The sequence below is a fragment of the Microcoleus sp. C2D2 genome, from assembly GCF_036702495.1.
Classification (GTDB): domain Bacteria; phylum Cyanobacteriota; class Cyanobacteriia; order Cyanobacteriales; family Microcoleaceae; genus Microcoleus.
This window is the reverse complement of sequence record NZ_JAUBTO010000031.1, coordinates 1-20,913: the sequence shown is the minus strand read 5'-3', so window position 1 is coordinate 20,913 and position 20,913 is coordinate 1. Positions and strand designations below refer to the sequence as shown.

Below are 20,913 nucleotides of genomic sequence, written 5' to 3'. Positions count from 1 at the left end.
TCCATTTTTCTAACTTCTCTCCTCTTAGGGGAAAAGACAGGTATTTTATGCTTTTGGAGCTGTAAGTTGGCCGTTGATGTAATCTACACAAGCTTGAACCGTAGTAATTCCTTCGGCTGCTTCGTCGGGAATGTCAATATCAAACTCTTCTTCCAAGGCCATTACCAGCTCTACAGTATCTAAGGAATCTGCGTGTAAATCGTTAGCAAAGTTGGATTCGGGCTTGACATCGCTCAGATTCGGGACTTCCAGTTGCTCTTTCACAATTTTCTGGACTCTAGTAAAAATGTCGTCTTGGCTCATAACATCGTGTCCTCATTGGTTGCTGCGTATCTAATCTTATCCGAAAGGGGGATCTGCAACAGAAAGGCTGGCCGCTTTTCTAAGTGACACCGGCCAGCGACAATTGGGGCACGGACGATCGCAGCAACTCTAGGACTGTTATGGGGTGGCGATCGCGACCCCTGTCAAGGTTCCAGCGACGTATTTATATCATCCTAGCTGTTGGCGCTCCGTAATCAAGCTAGTTTATTGGTAATCACCTGTTAAAAGAATGAAATTTGGTAGTCCTGCATAAGTTCCGGGTCTTCTTTCCCACCAGGAGACGGCTGGGCTGGTACTGCGCACTCTACAGATAGAGTTTGTGCGTCCAGGTCTGTCTATACGCCCTCGGCGTACAACGGGATTGTGATGCTGCAACCGCTACCAGAGTTTCCACCACGGTTTTTCTGCTGCTGATTTAGGAGGCTGCCAATTATCCTGACGGATGACTTCTTGGGAGAGTGGCCGATCTGATTTTAGAGGAACACCCTGAATTGGCTTGCACGCAGTATATCCCATAGATGCCACTTCGCAATCCTCTAGCCGACTACCATCATCCAACATTTGTTGAATAGCTTTGACCTCTCCACTCCATTGGGCGAGATACATAAACTCAGCATCGTTCCCTTTTTCCTTCATCCATTTGACTGCAACATCATAAGCTGCTTGAAAAATAGGCTGTTCAGACAAAATAACTTGATATTGTTGTTCTGTTTCGCAATGAATCCAAACAAAATTGGGAGGCATAACCGTTCCTTTTGCGGAAAGATAGGCACGCCCAAAGGCTAGAGGAATAAAGACGATTAGGTCTTCTCTATGAGTTTCCGCAATCTTCCTGGCCGTAAGAATTTTGTCGATCCGATCTTCATCTTGAGTTGAGCAATCCAGAAAATTCTCAATCCTTAGGTTGACAAGTTTGACAGCAATATCGTAGCTGAGATTTTTTTGCTGCTTATACTCAACCAAACATGATAACCAGTCCCTCTCACGCAGGGCATCATGATAATCCGGTTTAAGTTCTATTGCTTTCTCATAACTCGCGATCGCCTCCTGATAACGCTCTAAATGTCTCCAGGCATTCCCCTGGTTATACCAAGCCAGAGGATTGTCTGGTGCAATTTCCACAGCACGCTTAAAGCAGGCCAAGGCTTCTTGTGGACGATTCAGGTAATCACATAGCAAAGCACCTCGCTTGAGCCAAATATCCTCGTAATTCGGGTCTAATTTTAAGGCTCTGTCATAACTTGCCATAGCCGCATCGTACTGTCCAAGTTGTCTCAACACTCGTCCTCGATCTGTGAGAAAGAAAACATTTTCCTCTAGCTCTAAGGCTTTCGTGAAGCTATCAAGTGCTTTCTGTAGATTCCCTGTTTCTTCTAGTGTTGCGCCCTAAAAATACCATGCTCCTGCTGAATCAAAAGCATAAGCTGCTACGCAGCGAGATTGTATAATATAAAGAAAAAAAGTGAACATTCGTTATAATATATGCCAGCCAAAAACCATCTATCTCAAAATCCGAAAAAGAGACTAATTAAAGTACTAAAATAGTCGGATGATAATTCTGTGAGGGAAAAACTTCTAATTTTATTGCTAATAAATGATGAAAAAAAATCTCAAGAAATTAGTGAATTTATGGAGATTGCTTACAGAACAGTAGCTGATTGGTCAGTTCATGGCGACCCCGATAATTTGGATAGTTTTTTAGATAAAATAATCCCAGAAATTTTTCGGAAAGTCACTCCATAGTATGAAGAAATATTGCTAGATACAATCGATAAAAATCCCGAAGAATATGGATATTAATTTGGGAGATGGACGGCAGCCAGACTAGCAACATATTTAGAAAAAGTCACAGTAATTAAATTGAGTAGTTCCCAAATATCCAGGATACTACATAAAAAAAAAATACGTTTACCTTTGGGCTAAATATAGTTTAGAGGGCAAGCAAAACCCAATTGAAAAAGAAGTATTTAAACAGAAGCTATCAGAGTATTTAAGAATAACTAAAGAAACGCCAGAACTTTTACAGGTATGGTAAAGGGCGTGAGAGTGGATTCAGCTTGCGAGTGATAAGAAGAAAAACTTGGGGTAAAAAATCTCGACGAAAACAAATTACAGGTCAAAGGAGAAGAGGCAGAGTAAATCTGATGGGTGGGTTGAGATATCATGACAAAAAAAGGTTAATTTTTGTGATATAAAGAGGGGAATCAAATAGGTTTTATGAGCAAACTAATGCCTTATTAAATAATTAGAAAGTTCAAGAATGGATAGAATTGGGTAAGCACTCTGAAAAATTTGCCGAATCTGGAATTAAGATTGTGATTATTTGAGAGGATGCTAGTTTTCATAAAAACAAAGATATTTTGAGAAAAATATCAGCCGAAATGCCTCATATTATTTGATAATTATTGCCAGCTTACAGCCCAGATTATAATTTAATTGAATTAGTATGGCATTCAGAAGACAGAATATATAGCGCATCGACTATTTGAGTCAGTAGAAGAATTGTCTAAATTGCTACATAGATTATTAAACGAAGGAGAAATGGTTATTAAAGGGGAGCGAAAAATTAAAAATAAAGGCAATGCTATTTTGTGCGGTTTAGCTGCGTAGCAGCTTATTGCGTTGCACGACGGAAACTTATTATTGCTGCTCCATAGCGATTAAGATCTAAGAATGCCAAACCCTTTGCATACCAGATTTCACCACTATATGGCTGAATTTTAGTAGCTTTTTCATAACTCTCTATCGCCGCCTCAATATCTCCTATAGTAATCCTTGCAGGAGTCGTAAATTTTTTACCCCACCCCAACCCTCCCCGAACTCGCGGTTCGGGAGTAAGAAATTTACAAATGATTTAGGATTGCTATATATGAGAAAGTGATTTGCGACGCATATACCAAACGCCGGCATCATTGTGTCCGAGCTCAATGGCTTTATCGTAACTCTCTAACGCTGCGTTAATATCTGCTATCCTATAAAGTTAGTTCCCACGCATATACCAAACTCCGGGATCCTGGTGTCCGAATTCAATGGCTTTATCGTAGCTGGCGATCGCTTCTGGATCTCGATTCATATCGCTCAGTACATAACCTTGCTCCAACCAAGAGTCGCAGTCATCAACTTTGATTTTAAGTGCTTTATCGTAGCTGGCGATCGACTCCTCATAGCGTTCGATCTGGGCAAGTAGATGCCCTCGGATATGCCAGACTTTATAGTTATCCGGCTCGGATTGCAGAATCCGATCGCAATCACTAATACTAGCCTCAATGCGTTCGGGTTCTACAAAATGTTCATCCATAATTTTTGGTGTTTTTAAAGCTCAGATATAACTCTTACGAATTCTTATACAATACTCAAGGTGCAAGCTACCGACATCTCTGTCTTTTTGCATTCCTCCAGAAAACTGATGTGCTGAACTTAGACGGCAAAACTGAGCAGAAACAAGTAACTTTTATCAGGAATTACGCAAAAGTAATGTATTTCTGTCATTGTTCGCTGTGTGTCGCAATCTCAAAGCCTTGCTAAACGGTCATAATGCGTAAGTCCTATTTTAGGATAGTCGATGCAATGGCCTCCTTAGCAGTTTCAAAGCACTATCGGACCACCAACCTGAAAACTGCGTTTCATCTGTGCCTTAAAAGAGGGGGGCTTTCACGCTAGTTTTCTAGTTTTCTGTAAGGATATGGAGAGGGGAAACGAAGCAGGAAGCATCCCGACCTCCACCGCTCTCGTTTCTTGTCCCTTGCCTTTTCTCCCCTGCAGAAACGATTATGCCATCCCCAAATCTCAAATATGCTTACTTTCCCGGTTGCGTTGCCCAAGGGGCGGCCCGCGAACTTTACCTGTCTACCCAAGCACTGACTCAAGCCTTGGGCATTGAACTGGTGGAACTCAAGAAAGCTTCTTGCTGCGGTTCTGGCACTTTCAAGGAAGATTCGCAGTTACTGGAAGATACTGTCAACGCTCGCAATATTGCTTTGGCTGAGGAACTGAATCTGCCTTTGCTGACGCATTGCAGCACTTGTCAAGGGGTCATCGGTCATGTGGACGATCGCCTCAAGGAATGTCAGAAAACCGATCCCAACTACATAGAAAAAGTCAACGGTTTACTAAAAAAACAAGGTTGTTCGCCTTATCAAGGCAGTACCGAGGTGAAACATCTGTTGTGGGCGATCGTTGCAGATTACGGGCTTTCGGAGGTGCACAAGCGAGTCACCCGCAAGCTTTCGGGCTTGAAGTGCGCGTCTTTTTACGGATGCTACCTGCTGCGAGCTCAGGATAAGCTGCTTTACGATGACCCGCACCAACCGGAATCGATGGAAAATGTATTTCGGGCGATCGGGGCAACTCCGGTTTATTATCGAGGCCGGACGCAGTGCTGCGGCTGGCCGTTGGCGAGTTATGCCACTAACCAATCTTTTCAGATGGCAGGCAAACATATTCAAGATGCTATTGACAATGGCGCTGATTGTATGGTAACGCCTTGTCCTCTGTGTCACTTGAATTTGGATTCGCGACAGCCGGAGGTGGAAAAAGTAATCGGGCGCAAATTGAGTTTGCCGGTGTTGCATTTGTCGCAATTGGTGGCTTTGGCTTTGGGTGTGGAGCCAAAAAAACTAGGGCTCGATCGACATATTGTTTCCACAAAGCCCGTGTTAGAAAAATTAGGCTTTTAGTCGATCGATTTGCGCGGGTTGGTAGTAATGACTTTAGTCCTTTCTCATATCAAATCCAGGTTGGTAGTAAGGACTTTAGTTTTTTCTCATATCAAATCCGGTTAGATCGGAATTATACGCGAGTGCTAGCGTCCCGCTCGATCGCGCTCATACACTCTTGAGTTGATAGAAGATACCGTCCACAATTTGTCGTTTTGTCCCCAGAGGTGGTCTAGTCTTCTTCTTGTGGGGCAGCAATGGCGCTGCGGAGTTATCACTCTTTGTCGGTTAAGTTGCTCGACAATGCCATTTATTTCTGATCTTAGCTCGTCATCAGAGAGTCCAAATGGGTTCTTTAAGCTATTGACACCACCAAGAGATGAAGCGGTCTAACGGCGAGGGCTTCAGCGGACGGCGTTGCACGGTGGCTACACCACTGATAACCTATGCCTCAGTTCCGTTGCCAGCCCTTGTTAGACTGCGATTGCTCTCTTCGCATTCGATAGCTCGGATCTACACTCAAAAGCAAGTGTGGTGGTTGGTAGGTTAATATGCAGACAACAGAAGTTGTATACCATTACACAAAATAGTTTTTTAACACTTCTTCACTGTCTAGTTATTGATCAGGAATCAGCAATGAAACGAAACCCAGTAAATCTCACACGTTCGGTATTCCTATGGGCAATGCTAGGAATCATTTGTGGTTTGTTTGCTGCAAGTTATTGGATATTTTTGTCTTATATGATGGTGGGATTTGAATATTTTAGTGGATCTTCTCTACTAATCATCATGCCGCTTGCAGGTTTGCTCATCGGTTTGCTCATTCATTGGCTGGGAAATCCTGGCGAAATAGGGTTGATTATTGACAATATTCATCTCAATGGTGGGCGGTTACCAATGAACGAGAATCCTTCGATGATTCTGTCGTCCCTAATCAGTATTGCAAGTGGAGGCAGTGCTGGTCCAGAAGCACCAATGGTGCAAGTAACAGGTTCAATTGGTACGTGGTTAGCCGATCGCTTTCAATTGCGTGGAGAGGCACTACGAACTTTGAGTATTGCTGGCATGGCATCTGGTTTTACAGTTTTGTTCGGCGCTCCATTGGGTGGTACTTTTTTTGCTTTAGAAATCCTGCATCATCAGAATGTTGTGGAGTATTTTGAAGCAATATTGCCTGCGGTCGTGGCAAGTTGTGCAAGTTACACCATTTTTGTAGCAATTACCCAGCTAGGAATTGGTCCTACCTGGCATTTTCCTCAATACAATGTGGACAGCCTTTATGACTTTGGCGCAGCGATTGCTTATGGAATCGTAGGTGCGATCGTGGGCTGGCTTTTTATCGCTGTATTTCGCAGTGTAGGTCGCTTGTTTGATTCGATACCCAGTCCAATCTATGTGCGCACTACTTTAGCTGGGCTAGCACTTGGTGTTTTATCAGCTTTTTTTCCGCTGACTCGTTTCTTTGGTGAACATCAAATTGAAAAAATTGTTGAGGGAAACTTTTCTTTGGGATTTCTCTTAACTTTAGTTATTGCTAAAGTGTTTGCCATTAGTACGACCGTAAATGGAGGCTGGCGGGGGGGGATTATCATCCCACTGTTTTTTATAGGAGCCTGTTTAGGAAAGGCAATTGCTATCATTAATCCCGCATCCAACGAGACTTTGGCAATGATTTGTGTAATGGCTGCTCTGAATTCAACAGTTACTCGAACTCCGATTAGTACAACTCTGCTACTCGCCAAGTTGACAGGATTCAGCACTTTTACACCGATTCTCTTCGCTAGTCTCGTGGGTTTCTTCTTGGCTCCCCGATCTCCCTTCATTACCTCACAGCGTAAAGTTGACTAACAAACGGCTAGAATTCCTCTAATAGCTCGGTGTAGCGGTAAAAAATACGTGCAATTTGCGAGTGTCGAGTCTAAAGGCTTCTGCCATTACAAATGCACCAATGGCATCAAACAACATCTAGCCGTTGATACCAGTCAGCTTGCCGTTTTTTATCCATTGCACAAAAGCCAGTGTCTCCGATGACTGTGGCTTGATTGAAATGTTGAGTCACAACCTCGATTATTTTCAGACTCGGGTCCGTCAATATTCCGAAGATTACTATTCTGCAAGGGCAAGGGGTCTCACCCGGATAAGATCGTCGCAGAGAAAGTAAAAACTCTATCCGCAGATTATGACCAAGATCCGGTTTAGACTGGCACCGAAACCAACGAAAGCCGAAAAAATGGCGCTGAAGGGGAAAACTGGATTTGTCGTGGTGGCAACTCGCGCTGGTGATTGAACGGTCAAACCCTTGGATGTAAAGCTGTAAGAGTTTGGTCAAGAACTTTGAGCAGACTCCGCACACGTTAACTCTTTTTTAAGGAACAAGCGATCGCCCTTGACCGCTTATTTCTAAACAACTTCACTTCATTGTAGAGTTCCCGGAACACTCTTATCCATCAGTTTGCGACAGGTAGCGTTTCGAGCATCGGCGAGCCGACCGCCGCGTTTTTTCGCTCCGTCGGCGTCGGAGGCGCGGCCGACAAAGTATTCTCTCCGTTCCATCTCGACAGCAGTGTAGGTCTGTCCTTTGAGCTTCTGAGGCTCAATGCGACAGTTCACGTAAGTCCACAGAGTGCTTCGAGTGTTCGCGCACCCTGTCCAATTGCCACCACCGCTACCGACTCTGACTTGACCGCTGGACTTGGATACTTTCGGTAAACCGCAAGCTTGCTACCAGGCGGCGCGACGAGCTCTTTTCAAGGGCCGGCAGAAAAAGTCTTCAAAGGGGTAGATTCGAGGGTAGTATCCACCCCCGCGAGCGGTAGCCTCCATTGAAGCTCACGAACACTTGGTGATAGCAATAGAACAAACTGTCGCCGAGCAGTTCTATCAGTCTGGCTTCGAGCCCGGATTCGACCAAGCAAGCAGGTCACATTAGTGCCGCTGCTTGCCTGGCACGTGAGTTCTGATATTCCAGTTCTACCAAGTTCGCTCCCGTGAGCGGTGGTGATTGTCTCAGCGAGTCTGAATGCTTTTTGCCGTCGGAGCCGCCGCCGGCAAGCCAAGCCCAGAAAGCAGGTGGCCCTCGAGTTTGTCAAAACCCATTGCGCCCCTGACTTTGAACTGTGGCGCGTGCTGGATACTCCCTTTGCTAGTCGCCCCAAGACGGTGTTGATGAAACTAGTTTGCTTCCGAGTCGTTGTTTTCAAGTCTCGGAGCGTGCGTCTGATTTCTTGAATCTTTGGGTTCAACTCTTTGACCCTTCTCCGGCGAGCGTAAATTTCCAGATAGTGGCGACGGTAAGGCTCGCACATTACCAACGCGTCAAACTCGTCGTCTTTGTTGTCTGTGCCACCTTGACTCCGGCGAGTCGATTTCACCATCCATGCTCACGGCCACGAGCATAAAAATTCCCTTTTTTTGAAGCTGCTCTTTCCAAAAGTAAGAGTATGTACCAGTACCTTCTAGTACGGCGACGGCTTTTTCATCTCCAAGGCGTGCGACTAAATCTTGAATTTCGCCCGTTTTGTAAACTGCGTGAACCTGCTTACATTCAGGTGAAAGATAAAAATCTCTCAAAGCAATTGTCGGAAATTTGTCAAGCACGCGCGACATCCACGCGGTGCGCCGACACGTCAATTCCTATTATAGCCTTTCTCAGGTTTCTGGAGGTAGAATGTGACAAGCCGAATTGACTGGAAAATATAAAATAACAAAAATCAGTTCGCTATAATTCAATTGGTGAGTATGCGCCCCGCCTGGACACGAATCAGGGTTGACCAGCAGTCGTGAGGGCTAGTGTAGTCGATCGAAAGATGACAAAAAATATCAGACATCAATCAAAAATAAAATTTTACTCTCTGGACTTACGCAGACACACTATATGTAGTGTGGACACAACTACGATCGCACCCCGCTTGACGAGCGAGAGCGAGAGGCTCCTCTTGAGCGAGAGGCTTTGAGTTGAGAGGCTCTCGCCAACCCAAAGGAAATCTCGAAACGGATAATAATGAATGGTAAAATAACATCAGAATTCATGCCCAAAAATATGAGCATCAATTATCTATACTATTGCCAATATCTCCTGAGTAGCCAAATCAACTATACTCTAACGAACGCAAGCGGCCCACATTCAAGAGTTTAGCCATGACACAATTAATCGTTACTTGAATTCAGAAAACTTAACACCGTTCGTGATTTGGGAAAAAGTGCGTTCAGAACTTCAGAGCCATCCCGAAGCTTGTTTGATTTTTGATGATACGGTACTCGACAAAAGATTTTCCTCAAAAATCGAACTTGTCCGCCGTCAATATAGCGGAAACTCACATCGAGTGATTCGAGGAATTGGCTTAATAAGTTGTATCTATATAAATCCTGAAACCGGATACTATTCGGTGATTGATTATCGAATTTACGCTCCAGATGGGGATGGTCACACTCTCGCTAGATCGTGTAGCAGATATGCTGAATGATGTCGTATTTAAAAAAAAGATTCCCGCAGCCAAAGTCTTTATGGATAGTTGGTCCTCCGCTCAAAAGCTAATGGCTTTGATTGATAATTTGGGGAAGATTTATTATGTTCCTCTCAAAAAAAATCGGTTGGTTGATGATACCGGAGGTCAAAAAAAATATCAGCCTATTGAACAGCTAACTTGGTCTGAACTTGAACAAGAACAGGGAAAGCTAATCAAAATAAATAAATTTCCTAGAGACAAAAAGGTGAAACTATTTCGGGTGACTGTTTCTGCCAACAGAAGGTCATATGTAGCTACCAATGATTTAACCCAGTCTTCCATAGATGAAGTTAAATCTCAATGTAAACTCCGATGGAAAATTGAGGAATTTCATCGAGAAATTAAACAATTAACCGGGATTGAATTTTGTCAATGTCGTCGAGCGAGGATTCAAAGGAATCACATTGCTTGCTCTTTATTAGTTTGGGTTTTTCTCACTCACAGGGCAAAGAAAGTTTCTCAAACTGTCTATCAATTAAAAGCTAGTTTGTTAGCATATTACCTCAGCCAAGAGCTTAAACAGGCCTCTGTCAAGCTGAAATTTACTTAGTTGACTCCTCAATTAAAACACACATTGATTCTCTTTTTATTTAGCGATCGCCTGAGTCAGACTGTTGGCGATTGCCAGATCCTTAATGCGCTATATATAGCGTCATTGCGTAAGTCCTGACTCTGTTGACTTGCGACCAAAAATAATTAATGTTTACGAAACTGAACCCATTTCCCAAAGACAACTAGCCAAGCGGTTTTGCGTTGCTCTCAGCTTTGTGCAAAAAATACTCAAATAATACCGTCAAACCCAAGATATTTCTCTTCAAACTCATCAATGTTCTGGCCCACTGAAACTGAGTTCCGAACAACTGGTAATTTTAGCTTAATTGATTGATACTCCGGACGAGGCTACTCTCGAATAACTCTGCGAATTACTCCACGAAAAAATCGGTGTTACTGTCAGCCGAGCCACAATGGGAAAAATGACCGAACGGTTGAAAATGACTTAAAAAAAAAACGCTCTTTCCGTCAGCCAAAGGCAGTGAAAGAGTTTAAAACCTCCGATATGAGTTCTGGAAACAAGTGAACAACCTGAACGTACAGGACTTAACTTTTATTGATGAGTCCGGGGTGAATCTGGCTATGGTTAGGTTGTATGCCCGATCATTAAAAGGTTCAAGAGCTAGGGGAGCAAAACCGAATAGACGTGGCAAAAATATATCGATATTGGGAGCAATATCTGTCAAAAAAGTTCGAACCTCGGTGAATTTAGTAGGCTCAATAGATGGCATTACCTTCGAGGCTTTTATTATCAGAAAAATCGTTACCCTACTCGGAAAGGTGCTTGTGTATTAATGGACAACTATGGCATCCACAAAGGGGAAGAAATAGAAAAAGCCATTAAAAAAGCCGGGGCACGGTTAATATTTCTACCTCCCTACTCTCCAGACTTCTCCCCAATTGAAAATTTCTGGTCTAAGGTTAAAAGCATTCTCCGTACTTTGGGTGCGAGAACTTATAAAGCATTGTCCTCAGCAATAACGATAGCCTTTGAGCAAGTTGAGGAGCAAGACTTCTGGAATTGGTTAGAGGAATTGCTGTTATTGTACCTCATATACATGAGAAAGGCTATAGACATAGAGGGCTTTTGGTTGCTTGGTTACAGTTTTTAGCTCTACTTCGTCAAACCTGCGAGTTCTCCTGATGTCATTAGCAATATTGACCGTATCTGCTTCCTCCGCAATCAGAGAGCTTGTGAACTCCTAAAAGACCTCAAGATTGCGCCGTGAGGACAATCAAGAAAGCAAGCTTAAATTCATTCTCGCTAAACCCGTCTTTCAGTAAGAGCTTTGCATCAGCAATTCGTCGAGCGGTCAGATTCTGGTTTTTCTTGATTGCGTTTATGGCGCTGTCGTTGTCGATCGGGTCTAATTCTGTGTCGATGTAATGTTCTACGAACAATGCGATGGTCATTGCGTCTTGACCGTGAAACAAATAAATTCCTTAGTCGGTGTCAATCGAAGCTAAATGTAAATCAGGTTCGATTGACAGTTTGATTTATCATTGTTGTGGTATCATTGATTTGCGAGATGCTTTTGGTAGAAAGCCGATCGTCACAAGAAGCGATTGAGTTGAAGCCTGAATTGCCTTTATTTTCAAGGTAGAGGTCAGCCGTTTTAGATTTTAGACTTCGATGTGAAACGTTCCTCCATCAGGGTGATACTTCAACCTCTTTGCCATCTCTGCAATAGCTCTTCCTCTTGGGTCGGGGGGCCTGGAGCCAAATTATAATTGACTTATTTTTTCGACATCATTCGCGGCTGTCTCGAAATCACAGCCGAAAGTGCCAGCTAGGATTTTGATGGCTACCGTGGATGTGATATCATTTCCGGTTACACCGGAATGATGTTGACAGTTGACTGTTGACAGTTGACTGTTGACGCCGTGAACAGTGAACAGTCAACTGTCAACTGTCAACTCGAACTTACTATTCCGATGCTAACGGATTTGATATGATAGCGGTAGAGAAAATTAAGTCTTTTCCTTCTCAGGTAGTGAGGCTTAGCCTCACGCCCGAACAGGTTCCTCGCCGCCGCCAATGAGCCGAATGCAGTGCAAGTTTATCTCACAACTATCCCAGCAGTCCGAAAGAGTTTCTGCTAACTCAGAGAGCGCGCGATAGTTGCCCTGATTTTTCAGAATCAAATTCGCTACATTGAAGTCGATTTTTGCGATTTGGGCTTTAATTTCATCAGTCATCGGCGGCATCTGGGAATGCCGATAAGTAAAAGTATTTATTGATTCGATTGTGTTTTGTGGTGGTAGGAAGCGAGATCCTCGCTCCGGGGGCGATCGCACGGAGACAGTAGAAGTGATGGAACAAACGGGACTGCTACTGAGCATCACCTCCAGCAGGCGGCGAGCAGCCGCTCAACAGAGCTTTGACCGAGCCCAGACGCCAGATATCGATCGGGTCATCGTCGCCAAAGGGAATGATACTAAGCTGTGTTGCATCTAGATTGCCTATGGTATTAGAGAGGGAGAGGGGGTGAAGGGGAGAGGGGGAGAGGATTTGACGATTTTTGATCGGGACTCGAAATATACAATTTAAATGCACAACAGCTTATATCTAGTGTGTGTCGCTGTGAAAATAGATTTTTGGACGAGTGGTAGTGGTGGCGGGCAAAATAGCTCCGTCAAAGGCCAGTCCTCAACAATCAGCAATTCCCAGATGTGTCTGAGCTTTTTAAAACCCCGCTTCATGGTTCCCATGCTGAGAATCCATCCTCCGGTGACAGCGAAAGGAGACATCCAGGCAAGTGGCGAGAGCTAACTTGAGAACGCGGCAGAGACTGGGTTTTTCAACAGGTGAACTGTCTTTTGCTTTGCCAATAACTTCAGATTGCGATCGGGCAAGTTCAAGCAGTTTCTGATATCAATTCCGGTTACACCGTTCGGGATGGGGAGTCGGGAGTCGGGAGTCGGGAGTCGGGGAATGTGGAATTATTGACCTTGACTTTATCATTCCTATGCAACCGGAAACGATATGATTTGGCACCCGGAGTCGCGCACTTGCTATGCGAGTCCAGATTCCAGATCGGGGAATTCGATCGCCGGATGGGGGCGATCGACATCGGGGGATTTTTCGATCGGCAAAGCGGGCTTGCTCGACTTCGACACCGAGGGAATTTTCGGCCGCTTCGGCGATCGCGCTTTGGCTCATTTTTTGCTCAGTTTTCGCCCGGGGGATTTTTCAATCGGCTCCAGGGCGCGAACGACACGGGGAGAGTTTTCGCTCCGGGCAACTCGTTAGGCGACTTGCTGGGCGACTCTCTAGGCTCCTTTCCACGATCGACACCGGGGGAATTTTCGTTAGGCGACTCTTTAGGCTCCAGGGCGCGATCGCCATCCCCTCTAATCCGGGATTGAGTGGACAATAGTGGAAAATAAGTACATACACTGCTAGATTAGTGGTATGGCAAAGTATGTAAAACCCAATGAAGCAGCTAACACTCGCTTGAGTTTGCCTCCGAACCCTCAGAAGATGGGAACAAGAAGGAAAGATTAAAGCAGTCAGAACGCCGTCAGGTCAAAGGCGATACGATATCGAAACGTTCATCAAAAAAGAGTCAGAACCCGACACAGGACGCGCCACTGTTATCTATGCTCGCGTCTCTACCAGACCACAAAAGGCAGACCTCGATCGATAAGTTGAACGACTATCAGCGCTCTATCCAGGCGCTATTGTTGTTAAGGAAGTGGGAGGAGGACTCAATCTTAGGCGGAAAGGACTCGTCACCCTTTTGGGACGAGTTTTGCGAGGCGATATCGCAGTTATTGTGGTTGCCCACAAAGACCGACTTGCAAGGTTCGGATTCGATATTATTGAGTGGCTCTGCGAGCAATTTGACTGCCAAATCGTGGTTCTCAACCAAGTCAGTCTCTCTCCACACGCCGAACTCGTTCAAGATATCGTCGTAATTCTCCACAGCTTTTCAAGCCGAATTTACTCCATTAGAAGACTTTAAAACCACATTAAACAACAGCTACAAGCAGAAACCGAGACACAAAAAGAAGCAGAAAGCGCCCCCTAATAAAACCCTGAAAATTAGAGTTTACCCAGAAGCCCAGTTGCACAAAAAGTGGAAGTCTTGGCTGGGAGCTGCACGCTACTTCTACAACAAAGCAATTGCAGTATCAATACTTCGGACAGTTTTTGATTGCCAACCGTAGAATAAGGGTTTCAATGCTCCAAGGCAAGTTCCCTACCAACGGAAAATCGAGGGTTTCAGACGGCGAACTAAAAACTGTCCGGACTATTGGCCATTGATAGCACCAATAAACTACAACAAAATACATTGAAATTTAGTCGGATTTAACTGTAGCATATTTTGGGTTAAAGTTAAGATGCGTTTACCCTGGTATCTCCACAAGTCGGCTCGATAATTTGACCCGTGGCAACTGAGCAGCTGGCAATTAAGCTTTGTGTGCCATGACGAATGTACTCAAATTCCCGAATTGCGACTTTACCTGATTTTATTGGCAAGTCTTTTTCTCAGCGCTCAGTAGCTTGAATACCTGTCATCTCATCAATGGATATTGTTCGTTCTCCCTGACGATGACGCTCAATTGCACTCATATATAAACCAGTAATATCCTCCACTTTTGCATCAAATTCTGCGTCTTCAGGGGGGGTTAACCAGTATCGACAAGGCGTGTGGTTTAACTTCGGCTTCTTCTAGTAATCTGCCAACATGGCGGACGGATCTGCTTTCAATAATCCCTTGCTTGATGATGGAATCTGCAAGTTCTCGCTGAGATCCTGTGGCCCATTGGTCTTCCGTAATCGAATGGTGGCGAACAGGCCAGTGCAAACAACTCGATTACTTGTTCCATGCTAAATTTTACTGGTGCACCAACACGCTCTCGATCTTGTAATCTTGGCAAAATCGATAAGTCTTGCACGTTGGTCTCCAAACATCGATTTCGCCCCTTCACGAGCCATTTGCCGATTAATATCTAAATTTCGGGCAATTTCACGATGGTTTTGACTGTTAGATGCCATGAGAATGATTCTGGCTCGTCGGGCTATCTGTTGTGGCCTGTTGTGTCTGTCGCTCAACTGTTGGAGTTGAATCCGCTCGTCATCGCTTAAATTTAATGTTTTAGGAGTTAACTTATCCACACTGTGAGCTCTTAATACGTCCGCCAAAACGGTTTTTAACCAGACTAGATTATTTTCTCACCCATCCTACCCATATGGTCTGTTGATTTCCGCCGCGCTGTACTAGGTTGTACCAGTGGCGGCTGGTTGTGCGGTCTGCGATGTAGGCTCCTAATGGTTGCAGGATATTTACCACCATCGGAATAGCCGAGAATATACCTATTTCCAGGCTGCTGGCGCCGAGTTGCAGCAAGAAGTTGCTCAGCAGCACGCCGCCGGTCGCCGACTCGAAGATAGTGGCAAAAATGCCGTCTAAATTTGAGGCTTTCAGGGTCGATCGAACCTCTTGTTTAGAAATTTTGAGATATGTTTTTGGAGATAGAACGAGCTGAGATATTTTCTTGTCTAGTATTTCTGGAGTCTGAAGAGATAGAGGTTCATTTAACAGTGCAACTCGTTCAAACATAGTCATATAATTTTACAGCAAATTGCAGGTAAATAGACTACTAAAAATAGTATATTAATAGCAGTAATGAAACCATTACCGCTCGAACTTCGAGAAAAAGTGGTCAAAGCTTACAAGCCGGGTAACACATCAATTAGACAACTAGCTACCAGATTTGATGTGAGTAAGTCATTGGTTGAACGACTATTAAAGCGCTACCAACTTACAGGAGATATCCAACCACAACCTCGGCGGTGTCAGCCAGAAAAGTGAGTTGAATGGATATTCAAGCCAACTCCATGAGCTGGTAAAAAATATCCAGAGAGCATCGTTGTCAGAATATTGTGAATACTAGAGAAATATTTACGGGCAATGGATAAGTCCTAGTACCATGTACCGAGAATTAAAAAGGGTGGGACTAACAAAAAAAAAAGACGCTGCTCAGTAGTCAACCGGCAACAGACTTTGTACAAAAATTAAGAGGAGAATACTGGGGGAAAGTTAAAAATATAGCTCCAGAGAACCTTGTGTTTCTCTCCGGAAATGGGGGTTTTACTCGGTTTAAGTAGAAAGTATGCTCGCTCACCTCACGGCACTCCTACTATGTGATTTAAAAACATTTTATCGGGTAGAAAAAACACACCTATTGGAGCTATTAGTATTAAAAAGCTGGTGGTATTAATGACAATAAATTACTCAATGGATGACCTGGCATTTGAAGTGTTTATCGAAAAGTTTTTAGTGCCGGAACTCGGGGTAGGAGCGGTATTACTAATGGATAATCTACCAGCAGACAAAATGGCTTCTATTGCACCGATGATTGAAGCAGTTGGTGCAAGTATTATTAACTTATTACCGTCTTCTTCTGATTTTAATCCTATTAAATTATGGTGGTCGCAACTTAAATATGTTCTGCGTAACTTTTTTACAATAACAACAAAAATGATTGATACATTAATTGCCGGATCACTCGATTTAATAAATCCTCAACATCTAAAAAACTGGTTTACTAAATGCTGCTACTGTCATCTATAAACTTGCAATCTGCTGTATATTTGAGATCGTAGATTAAATAATTGCAGAATCCAGGTTGTGTAAGGGTTTGAGGCTGGCTGGTCATTAAATTATTTTTCACGGGCAGGTGTCAATAAAATTTAATCTTTCTGCGAGGAATGGCTGAGCTAGCATCTTAAGATAAAACCAGCCCCGCCTTCAAGGTGTTAGCTTGAAAGCTAGACTGGCACTTCCGGGTAATTGTTATTAATATAGGTGGCAAGCGATGGCTGGGACATCAACCGCTTGGGAGATATAAATTTGCCAGTTGTAAAAAAGTAGGTTTTAGGGCTTAACAAGGAAGCGATCGCAGCATTTCGCCTGCCAAAAATTGCTCGAGTTGGGCCTCAGACAAGTCCCCCCAAGGGCCAAAACAAATTTCGCGCCAGATCCTCGACTCGGCTCTCAAACCTTTACGGCTAGCTAAATCTATAGAATGAAGGACGATCGGCTTGCCGAGTATCGCTGCTAACTATTTGTACCTAATTCCTGGAATGCGTTTGTTCACTCCCAGCACTGGCGATCGAGATTCCGGGTTTTTTAGAGAAATCGCCCGCACCGGCCCGTAAGCCTTGGGAGTCGGTTGTTGGCGATCCTCTACGAGGGCTCCGCTAACGCACCTCAACAAAAGTGTGGCTGCGATCGCCAACTGGCAGGACAAAATTATGACTTGACAAAATTTACGCTAACTGCTGATAATAGCAAACCCTAGAATTAAACTTAAATGTTTGAGGGGTATCAGTGCTAAGGCGTGATGTCGATCGCCAGCAAATTTACGTATTTCTGCATTTGAGCGTGACCAAAACTCAACCTTTATCCGGGTATACATTGCCAGTATTTGCCTGTGCGGCTGCACTTGCAGCTTTGCGGTGCTTGCGTGAGGGTATTCAGTCTCTAGAGAGCGTATCAGTAAATTTACTGGAACCGCAAATAACGGCAGAAATTCCGATCGAGCAGGCGTCTGTACTCAAGACTGGTACGGCTTTAGGCGTGACTCGCTCCGACCCGGGGGAGAACCTCGATCTGACTCGCAATACACCTGTTTGGGCAATGGTGGAATTGGGTAGAGGGTTTGATGGGGAAAGCGGGAGAGAGGGAGAGAATGGGGGAGAGTCCGAGCAGATTGTGATTCTCGGCGGTGAAGGTATAGGGCGTCACACAGTGGGTGGAGGAGCGGCGATCTATGATTACGCAATGCGGCTGCTGCGATCGAATCTGAGCCGAGAACTCGCACCGGGAGAAAAAATTACTGTCACCCTGATTCTGCCGTCAGGGCGCCAACTAGCCACTCGCACTTCTAACGAAGCTTTCGGCGTGGTAGAAGGACTTTCGCTGCTGGGTACAACTGGCATTTCTCAACCCCTGAGCGCCCCGGGACAGTTGGAAGTTTACCGCGAACAACTGCAACAAAAAGCCCAACTGTTTGACTGTTTGGTTTTCTGCATCGGCGAAAACGGCTTGGATTTGGCGCGACAACTGGGGATTAATCCCTCTAGGCTGGTGAAAACCGCTAACTGGCTCGGCCCGCTGCTGGTAGAAGCCGGATATCAGGGCGTGCAGTCAATTTTGCTGTTTGGCTATCACGGGAAACTGATGAAATTGGCGGCGGGAATTTTTCACACTCACCACCACCTGGCCGACGGGCGCAGGGAAATTCTCACAGCTTACTGTGCTAAGGCCCGAATGCCCGCCGATGCGTGTTCCGCAATTTTTGCCGCAGCGACAGCCGAAGATGCTCTCGGGCAACTGCGGGCTTTGGACGCCCAAACTAGGAGCAATTGGGTCGATCGAATTTACGGCGACATCGCCCGACAAATAGACTTGCGCTCATCGGATTGCATTTTTACTCACACTAACTTGCGCATCCCCGTGGGCTCGGTGATGTTCGGGCGCGATCGCAAAATTATTGTTAAAAGTGATATAGGAGATACACTTTTGACCCAAATTTGTTAATGTAGTGTGAATATCCCTGAATTCTGTTTAAAACATCAATCAGGGATAATATTTAACAAGTAATAATTCTTAGTCCCTAGACCTTAATTATACTAGGTTGCTTCGGGACGCAATTTCTGACGCAAGAGTTCAATTAATTAGGGTAAGGCTCGAAGTAAATCAATGCTTGCCCTGTACCCGATTAATCGGCTAACATCGCTGACAGCAATCTAGTATAAATAAGATTTATTCCTAGCGAATAATAATTACTTGCCTTCCTCAGTCTTGTACTGAGACCGCGACAGATATCTCCGCTACGTTCGACCAAATTAGCAATTAGCAATTACGCAATAACCGTGACTAGTCAAATAAAAACTGAATCAGTCCTCACAAACTCTTTTCTGGGGCAGATAGATCGCCAGATGATCGTGATTCTCGACTTCGGTTCGCAATATTCCGAACTGATTGCTCGCCGCATTCGCGAAACTCAAGTATATTCAGAAGTTATTTCTTACCGCACTACGGCAGAACAGTTAAGAGCTATCAATCCTAAAGGAATTATTCTTTCAGGAGGCCCGAGTTCTGTATACGATGAAAAAGCACCCAAATGCGACGCAGAAATTTGGAATTTGGGAATACCGGTGTTGGGAGTGTGTTACGGGATGCAGTTGATGGTAAAGCAGCTCGGAGGTAAGGTTGAGCGAGCTAAATTAGCGGAATACGGCAAGGCATCGCTATTTATTGACGATCCTACGGATTTGCTGACAAATGTCGAAGAGGGGAGCACGATGTGGATGAGCCACGGAGACTCCTGTACCGATCTGCCGCCGGGTTTTGAGATCCTGGCTCACACGGACAATACTCCGTCTGCTGCTGTTGCTAACCACGAGAAAAATTTGTACGGGGTTCAGTTTCACCCAGAAGTAGTTCACTCGATCGGGGGAATAGCTTTAATTCGCAATTTTGTTTACCACATTTGCGAGTGCGAACCGACTTGGACGACTGCTACTTTTGTGGAGCAATCGATTCGCGAAATTCGAGAGCAAGTGGGAGAGAAACGAGTTTTGTTGGCTCTATCGGGCGGTGTAGATTCTTCTACTTTGGCTTTCTTGCTGCACAAGGCGATCGGCGACCAACTTACCTGTATGTTTATCGACCAAGGGTTTATGCGGAAGTATGAACCAGAACGGTTGGTAAAATTATTTAAAGAGCAATTCCACATTGACGTTGAGTATGTTAATGCTCGCGAACGCTTTTTAGCTCAACTTGATGGGATTACCGATCCGGAAGTAAAACGCAAGCGGATCGGTCACGAGTTTATTAACGTATTTGAAGAAGAATCGAAGCGTCTGGGCCCCTTCGACTACCTGGCACAAGGTACTCTTTATCCGGATGTGATTGAGTCGGCTGACACTAATGTAGACCCGAAAAGCGGCGATCGAGTTGCTGTTAAAATTAAAAGCCACCACAATGTGGGGGGTTTGCCGAAAGATTTGCGATTTAAGCTGATTGAACCGCTGCGAAAACTGTTTAAGGATGAGGTGCGAAAAGTCGGCCGGTCGATCGGGCTACCGGAAGAAATCGTGAACCGACAGCCTTTCCCGGGCCCGGGATTGGCGATTCGGATTATAGGAGAAGTTACCGCAGAGAGACTAAATATTTTGCGGGATGCTGACTTCGTGGTTCGCCAAGAAATTAACCGCCACGGATTGTACGGCGAACTTTGGCAAGCTTTTGCAGTTTTGCTACCGATTCGCAGTGTAGGGGTGATGGGCGATCAGCGCACTTATGCTTACCCGATCGTTCTGCGGTTTATTAAGAGTGAAGACGGGATGACGGCGGATTGGGCGCGGGTTCCTTACGATTTGTTGGAACTGATCTCGAACCGGATTGTGAATGAGGTTAAGGGGGTGAACCGGGTGGTTTACGATATTACTTCTAAGCCGCCGGGTACGATCGAGTGGGAGTGATATTTGGTTCGGCGATGTGCCGATGCCGATAAGTTGAAACCTCTCGCTGGCGCGTATTTTCGTCCGCCTGCACGGAGTGAGGGATTGTAGGGTTAATCTATTTGAATGCAAATTATATTTGTAGGGACACAGCACTGCTGTGTCCTTACCGATATCTGTAGGGACACAGCACTGCTGTGTCCTTTGGGAGATCGTGTTTAATTGCGATCGCCAATTTCAGCATCCAGCAGCAATTCGCACTGTTGAAACACGTAATTGATCGCGGCAAAAAGCCGATCTAATTCTTGAATTGTATACAGGGTAAACGCATCTAAATTAATTTGACAAAAAAGTGAATTTGTGCATTACTAAATCACTAAAAAAACCTTCTTAC

18 protein-coding genes and 5 pseudogenes are annotated in these 20,913 nt (G+C 44.7%); 13 read left to right on the top strand and 10 right to left on the bottom strand.

The window, feature by feature from the left end; genetic code table 11:
• Window positions 1-45 precede the first annotated feature (45 nt).
• Together acpP and QUB61_RS12735 are read right to left on the bottom strand one after the other, a co-directional pair.
• The gene (gene acpP / locus QUB61_RS12740) at window positions 46-303 is read right to left on the bottom strand and encodes an acyl carrier protein (protein WP_333126201.1); all 258 of its coding nucleotides are present in this window, start codon (window positions 301-303) and stop codon (window positions 46-48) included.
• A 399-nt stretch (window positions 304-702) separates the two neighbouring features.
• Window positions 703-1,683, bottom strand: a pseudogene (locus tag QUB61_RS12735) (tetratricopeptide repeat protein); the annotation flags it as partial.
• Window positions 1,684-2,136: 453 nt separating this feature from the next.
• Here QUB61_RS12735 and QUB61_RS39870 point away from each other — a divergent pair.
• Window positions 2,137-2,247: pseudogene (locus tag QUB61_RS39870) on the top strand (hypothetical protein); the annotation flags it as partial.
• 691 nt (window positions 2,248-2,938) lie between these two features.
• On the opposite strand, the gene QUB61_RS39865 reads toward QUB61_RS39870, so the two are convergent.
• On the bottom strand, window positions 2,939-3,133 hold the full coding sequence (locus QUB61_RS39865) for a tetratricopeptide repeat protein (RefSeq protein ID WP_445300210.1): 195 nt from the start codon (window positions 3,131-3,133) through the stop codon (window positions 2,939-2,941).
• Window positions 3,134-3,304: 171 nt separating this feature from the next.
• Window positions 3,305-3,622 carry a tetratricopeptide repeat protein gene (locus QUB61_RS12725; RefSeq protein WP_333126205.1) on the bottom strand — a complete coding sequence of 106 codons (318 nt, stop codon included), beginning with the start codon at window positions 3,620-3,622 and terminating at the stop codon, window positions 3,305-3,307.
• Between the two features lie 472 nt (window positions 3,623-4,094).
• On the opposite strand from QUB61_RS12725, the gene QUB61_RS12720 reads away from it, so the two are divergent.
• Together QUB61_RS12720 and QUB61_RS12715 are read left to right on the top strand one after the other, a co-directional pair.
• Window positions 4,095-5,000: a CoB--CoM heterodisulfide reductase iron-sulfur subunit B family protein gene (locus tag QUB61_RS12720; RefSeq protein ID WP_333126208.1), complete on the top strand. Its 906-nt coding sequence runs from the start codon at window positions 4,095-4,097 to the stop codon at window positions 4,998-5,000.
• Between the two features lie 615 nt (window positions 5,001-5,615).
• Complete coding sequence (locus QUB61_RS12715; RefSeq protein WP_333126211.1) at window positions 5,616-6,827, top strand: chloride channel protein; 1,212 nt, start codon at window positions 5,616-5,618, stop codon at window positions 6,825-6,827.
• Between the two features lie 567 nt (window positions 6,828-7,394).
• On the opposite strand, the gene QUB61_RS12710 is transcribed toward QUB61_RS12715, so the two are convergent.
• Both QUB61_RS12710 and QUB61_RS12705 read right to left on the bottom strand, forming a co-directional pair.
• Window positions 7,395-7,589, bottom strand: coding sequence for a hypothetical protein (locus QUB61_RS12710; protein ID WP_333126214.1), 195 nt, complete (start codon window positions 7,587-7,589; stop codon window positions 7,395-7,397).
• A gap of 705 nt (window positions 7,590-8,294) precedes the next feature.
• Window positions 8,295-8,585 (bottom strand): hypothetical protein, encoded by a 291-nt coding sequence (locus QUB61_RS12705; protein ID WP_333126217.1) that lies wholly within the window; start codon window positions 8,583-8,585, stop codon window positions 8,295-8,297.
• A 433-nt stretch (window positions 8,586-9,018) separates the two neighbouring features.
• Here QUB61_RS12705 and QUB61_RS12700 point away from each other — a divergent pair.
• Window positions 9,019-10,034 (top strand): annotated as a pseudogene (locus QUB61_RS12700) (IS701 family transposase).
• 130 nt (window positions 10,035-10,164) lie between these two features.
• Window positions 10,165-11,098 (top strand): annotated as a pseudogene (locus QUB61_RS12695) (IS630 family transposase).
• Between the two features lie 150 nt (window positions 11,099-11,248).
• Here QUB61_RS12695 and QUB61_RS12690 read toward each other — a convergent pair.
• Together QUB61_RS12690 and QUB61_RS12685 are read right to left on the bottom strand one after the other, a co-directional pair.
• Window positions 11,249-11,449 carry a hypothetical protein gene (locus QUB61_RS12690; protein ID WP_333126219.1) on the bottom strand — a complete coding sequence of 67 codons (201 nt, stop codon included), beginning with the start codon at window positions 11,447-11,449 and terminating at the stop codon, window positions 11,249-11,251.
• Window positions 11,450-12,043: 594 nt separating this feature from the next.
• Entirely contained in the window at window positions 12,044-12,379 is a 336-nt protein-coding gene (locus QUB61_RS12685; protein WP_333189979.1) for a hypothetical protein, read from the bottom strand.
• A gap of 208 nt (window positions 12,380-12,587) precedes the next feature.
• Between QUB61_RS12685 and QUB61_RS12680 the strand changes: the two genes are divergently transcribed.
• From QUB61_RS12680 to QUB61_RS12665, 4 genes and pseudogenes are all read left to right on the top strand, one after another.
• The gene (locus QUB61_RS12680) at window positions 12,588-12,809 is read left to right on the top strand and encodes a hypothetical protein (RefSeq protein WP_333189977.1); all 222 of its coding nucleotides are present in this window, start codon (window positions 12,588-12,590) and stop codon (window positions 12,807-12,809) included.
• 213 nt (window positions 12,810-13,022) lie between these two features.
• Entirely contained in the window at window positions 13,023-13,289 is a 267-nt protein-coding gene (locus QUB61_RS12675; RefSeq protein WP_333189975.1) for a hypothetical protein, read from the top strand.
• Between the two features lie 162 nt (window positions 13,290-13,451).
• Window positions 13,452-14,004: pseudogene (locus tag QUB61_RS12670) on the top strand (IS607 family transposase).
• 73 nt (window positions 14,005-14,077) lie between these two features.
• Entirely contained in the window at window positions 14,078-14,209 is a 132-nt protein-coding gene (locus tag QUB61_RS12665; RefSeq protein ID WP_333135936.1) for a helix-turn-helix domain-containing protein, read from the top strand.
• Between the two features lie 1,001 nt (window positions 14,210-15,210).
• Here the strand turns inward: QUB61_RS12665 and QUB61_RS12660 are convergent.
• On the bottom strand, window positions 15,211-15,612 hold the full coding sequence (locus QUB61_RS12660) for a hypothetical protein (protein ID WP_333135930.1): 402 nt from the start codon (window positions 15,610-15,612) through the stop codon (window positions 15,211-15,213).
• Between the two features lie 60 nt (window positions 15,613-15,672).
• Here QUB61_RS12660 and QUB61_RS12655 point away from each other — a divergent pair, with 60 nt between their 5' ends.
• Together QUB61_RS12655 and QUB61_RS12650 are read left to right on the top strand one after the other, a co-directional pair.
• On the top strand, window positions 15,673-15,858 hold the full coding sequence (locus tag QUB61_RS12655) for a helix-turn-helix domain-containing protein (RefSeq protein WP_333135928.1): 186 nt from the start codon (window positions 15,673-15,675) through the stop codon (window positions 15,856-15,858).
• A gap of 345 nt (window positions 15,859-16,203) precedes the next feature.
• Complete coding sequence (locus tag QUB61_RS12650; protein ID WP_333135934.1) at window positions 16,204-16,620, top strand: transposase; 417 nt, start codon at window positions 16,204-16,206, stop codon at window positions 16,618-16,620.
• Window positions 16,621-17,110: 490 nt separating this feature from the next.
• On the opposite strand, the gene QUB61_RS12645 is transcribed toward QUB61_RS12650, so the two are convergent.
• Entirely contained in the window at window positions 17,111-17,299 is a 189-nt protein-coding gene (locus QUB61_RS12645; protein ID WP_333135926.1) for a hypothetical protein, read from the bottom strand.
• 134 nt (window positions 17,300-17,433) lie between these two features.
• On the opposite strand from QUB61_RS12645, the gene cbiD reads away from it, so the two are divergent.
• On the top strand, window positions 17,434-18,591 hold the full coding sequence (gene cbiD / locus QUB61_RS12640; RefSeq protein WP_333135932.1) for a cobalt-precorrin-5B (C(1))-methyltransferase CbiD: 1,158 nt from the start codon (window positions 17,434-17,436) through the stop codon (window positions 18,589-18,591).
• Window positions 18,592-18,926: 335 nt separating this feature from the next.
• Window positions 18,927-20,540: a glutamine-hydrolyzing GMP synthase gene (gene guaA, locus QUB61_RS12635; RefSeq protein WP_333135924.1), complete on the top strand. Its 1,614-nt coding sequence runs from the start codon at window positions 18,927-18,929 to the stop codon at window positions 20,538-20,540.
• Window positions 20,541-20,913: the final 373 nt, after the last annotated feature.

Coding starts and splice junctions, on each gene's coding strand:
- acpP (WP_333126201.1), bottom strand. CDS start 303: ATGAGCCAAGACGACATTTTTACTAGAGTCCAGAAAATTGTGAAAGAG.
- QUB61_RS12725 (WP_333126205.1), bottom strand. CDS start 3,622: ATGGATGAACATTTTGTAGAACCCGAACGCATTGAGGCTAGTATTAGT.
- QUB61_RS12720 (WP_333126208.1), top strand. CDS start 4,095: ATGCCATCCCCAAATCTCAAATATGCTTACTTTCCCGGTTGCGTTGCC.
- QUB61_RS12715 (WP_333126211.1), top strand. CDS start 5,616: ATGAAACGAAACCCAGTAAATCTCACACGTTCGGTATTCCTATGGGCA.
- QUB61_RS12705 (WP_333126217.1), bottom strand. CDS start 8,585: ATGTCGCGCGTGCTTGACAAATTTCCGACAATTGCTTTGAGAGATTTT.
- QUB61_RS12690 (WP_333126219.1), bottom strand. CDS start 11,449: ATGACCATCGCATTGTTCGTAGAACATTACATCGACACAGAATTAGAC.
- QUB61_RS12685 (WP_333189979.1), bottom strand. CDS start 12,379: ATGCTCAGTAGCAGTCCCGTTTGTTCCATCACTTCTACTGTCTCCGTG.
- QUB61_RS12680 (WP_333189977.1), top strand. CDS start 12,588: ATGCACAACAGCTTATATCTAGTGTGTGTCGCTGTGAAAATAGATTTT.
- QUB61_RS12675 (WP_333189975.1), top strand. CDS start 13,023: ATGATTTGGCACCCGGAGTCGCGCACTTGCTATGCGAGTCCAGATTCC.
- QUB61_RS12660 (WP_333135930.1), bottom strand. CDS start 15,612: ATGACTATGTTTGAACGAGTTGCACTGTTAAATGAACCTCTATCTCTT.
- QUB61_RS12655 (WP_333135928.1), top strand. CDS start 15,673: ATGAAACCATTACCGCTCGAACTTCGAGAAAAAGTGGTCAAAGCTTAC.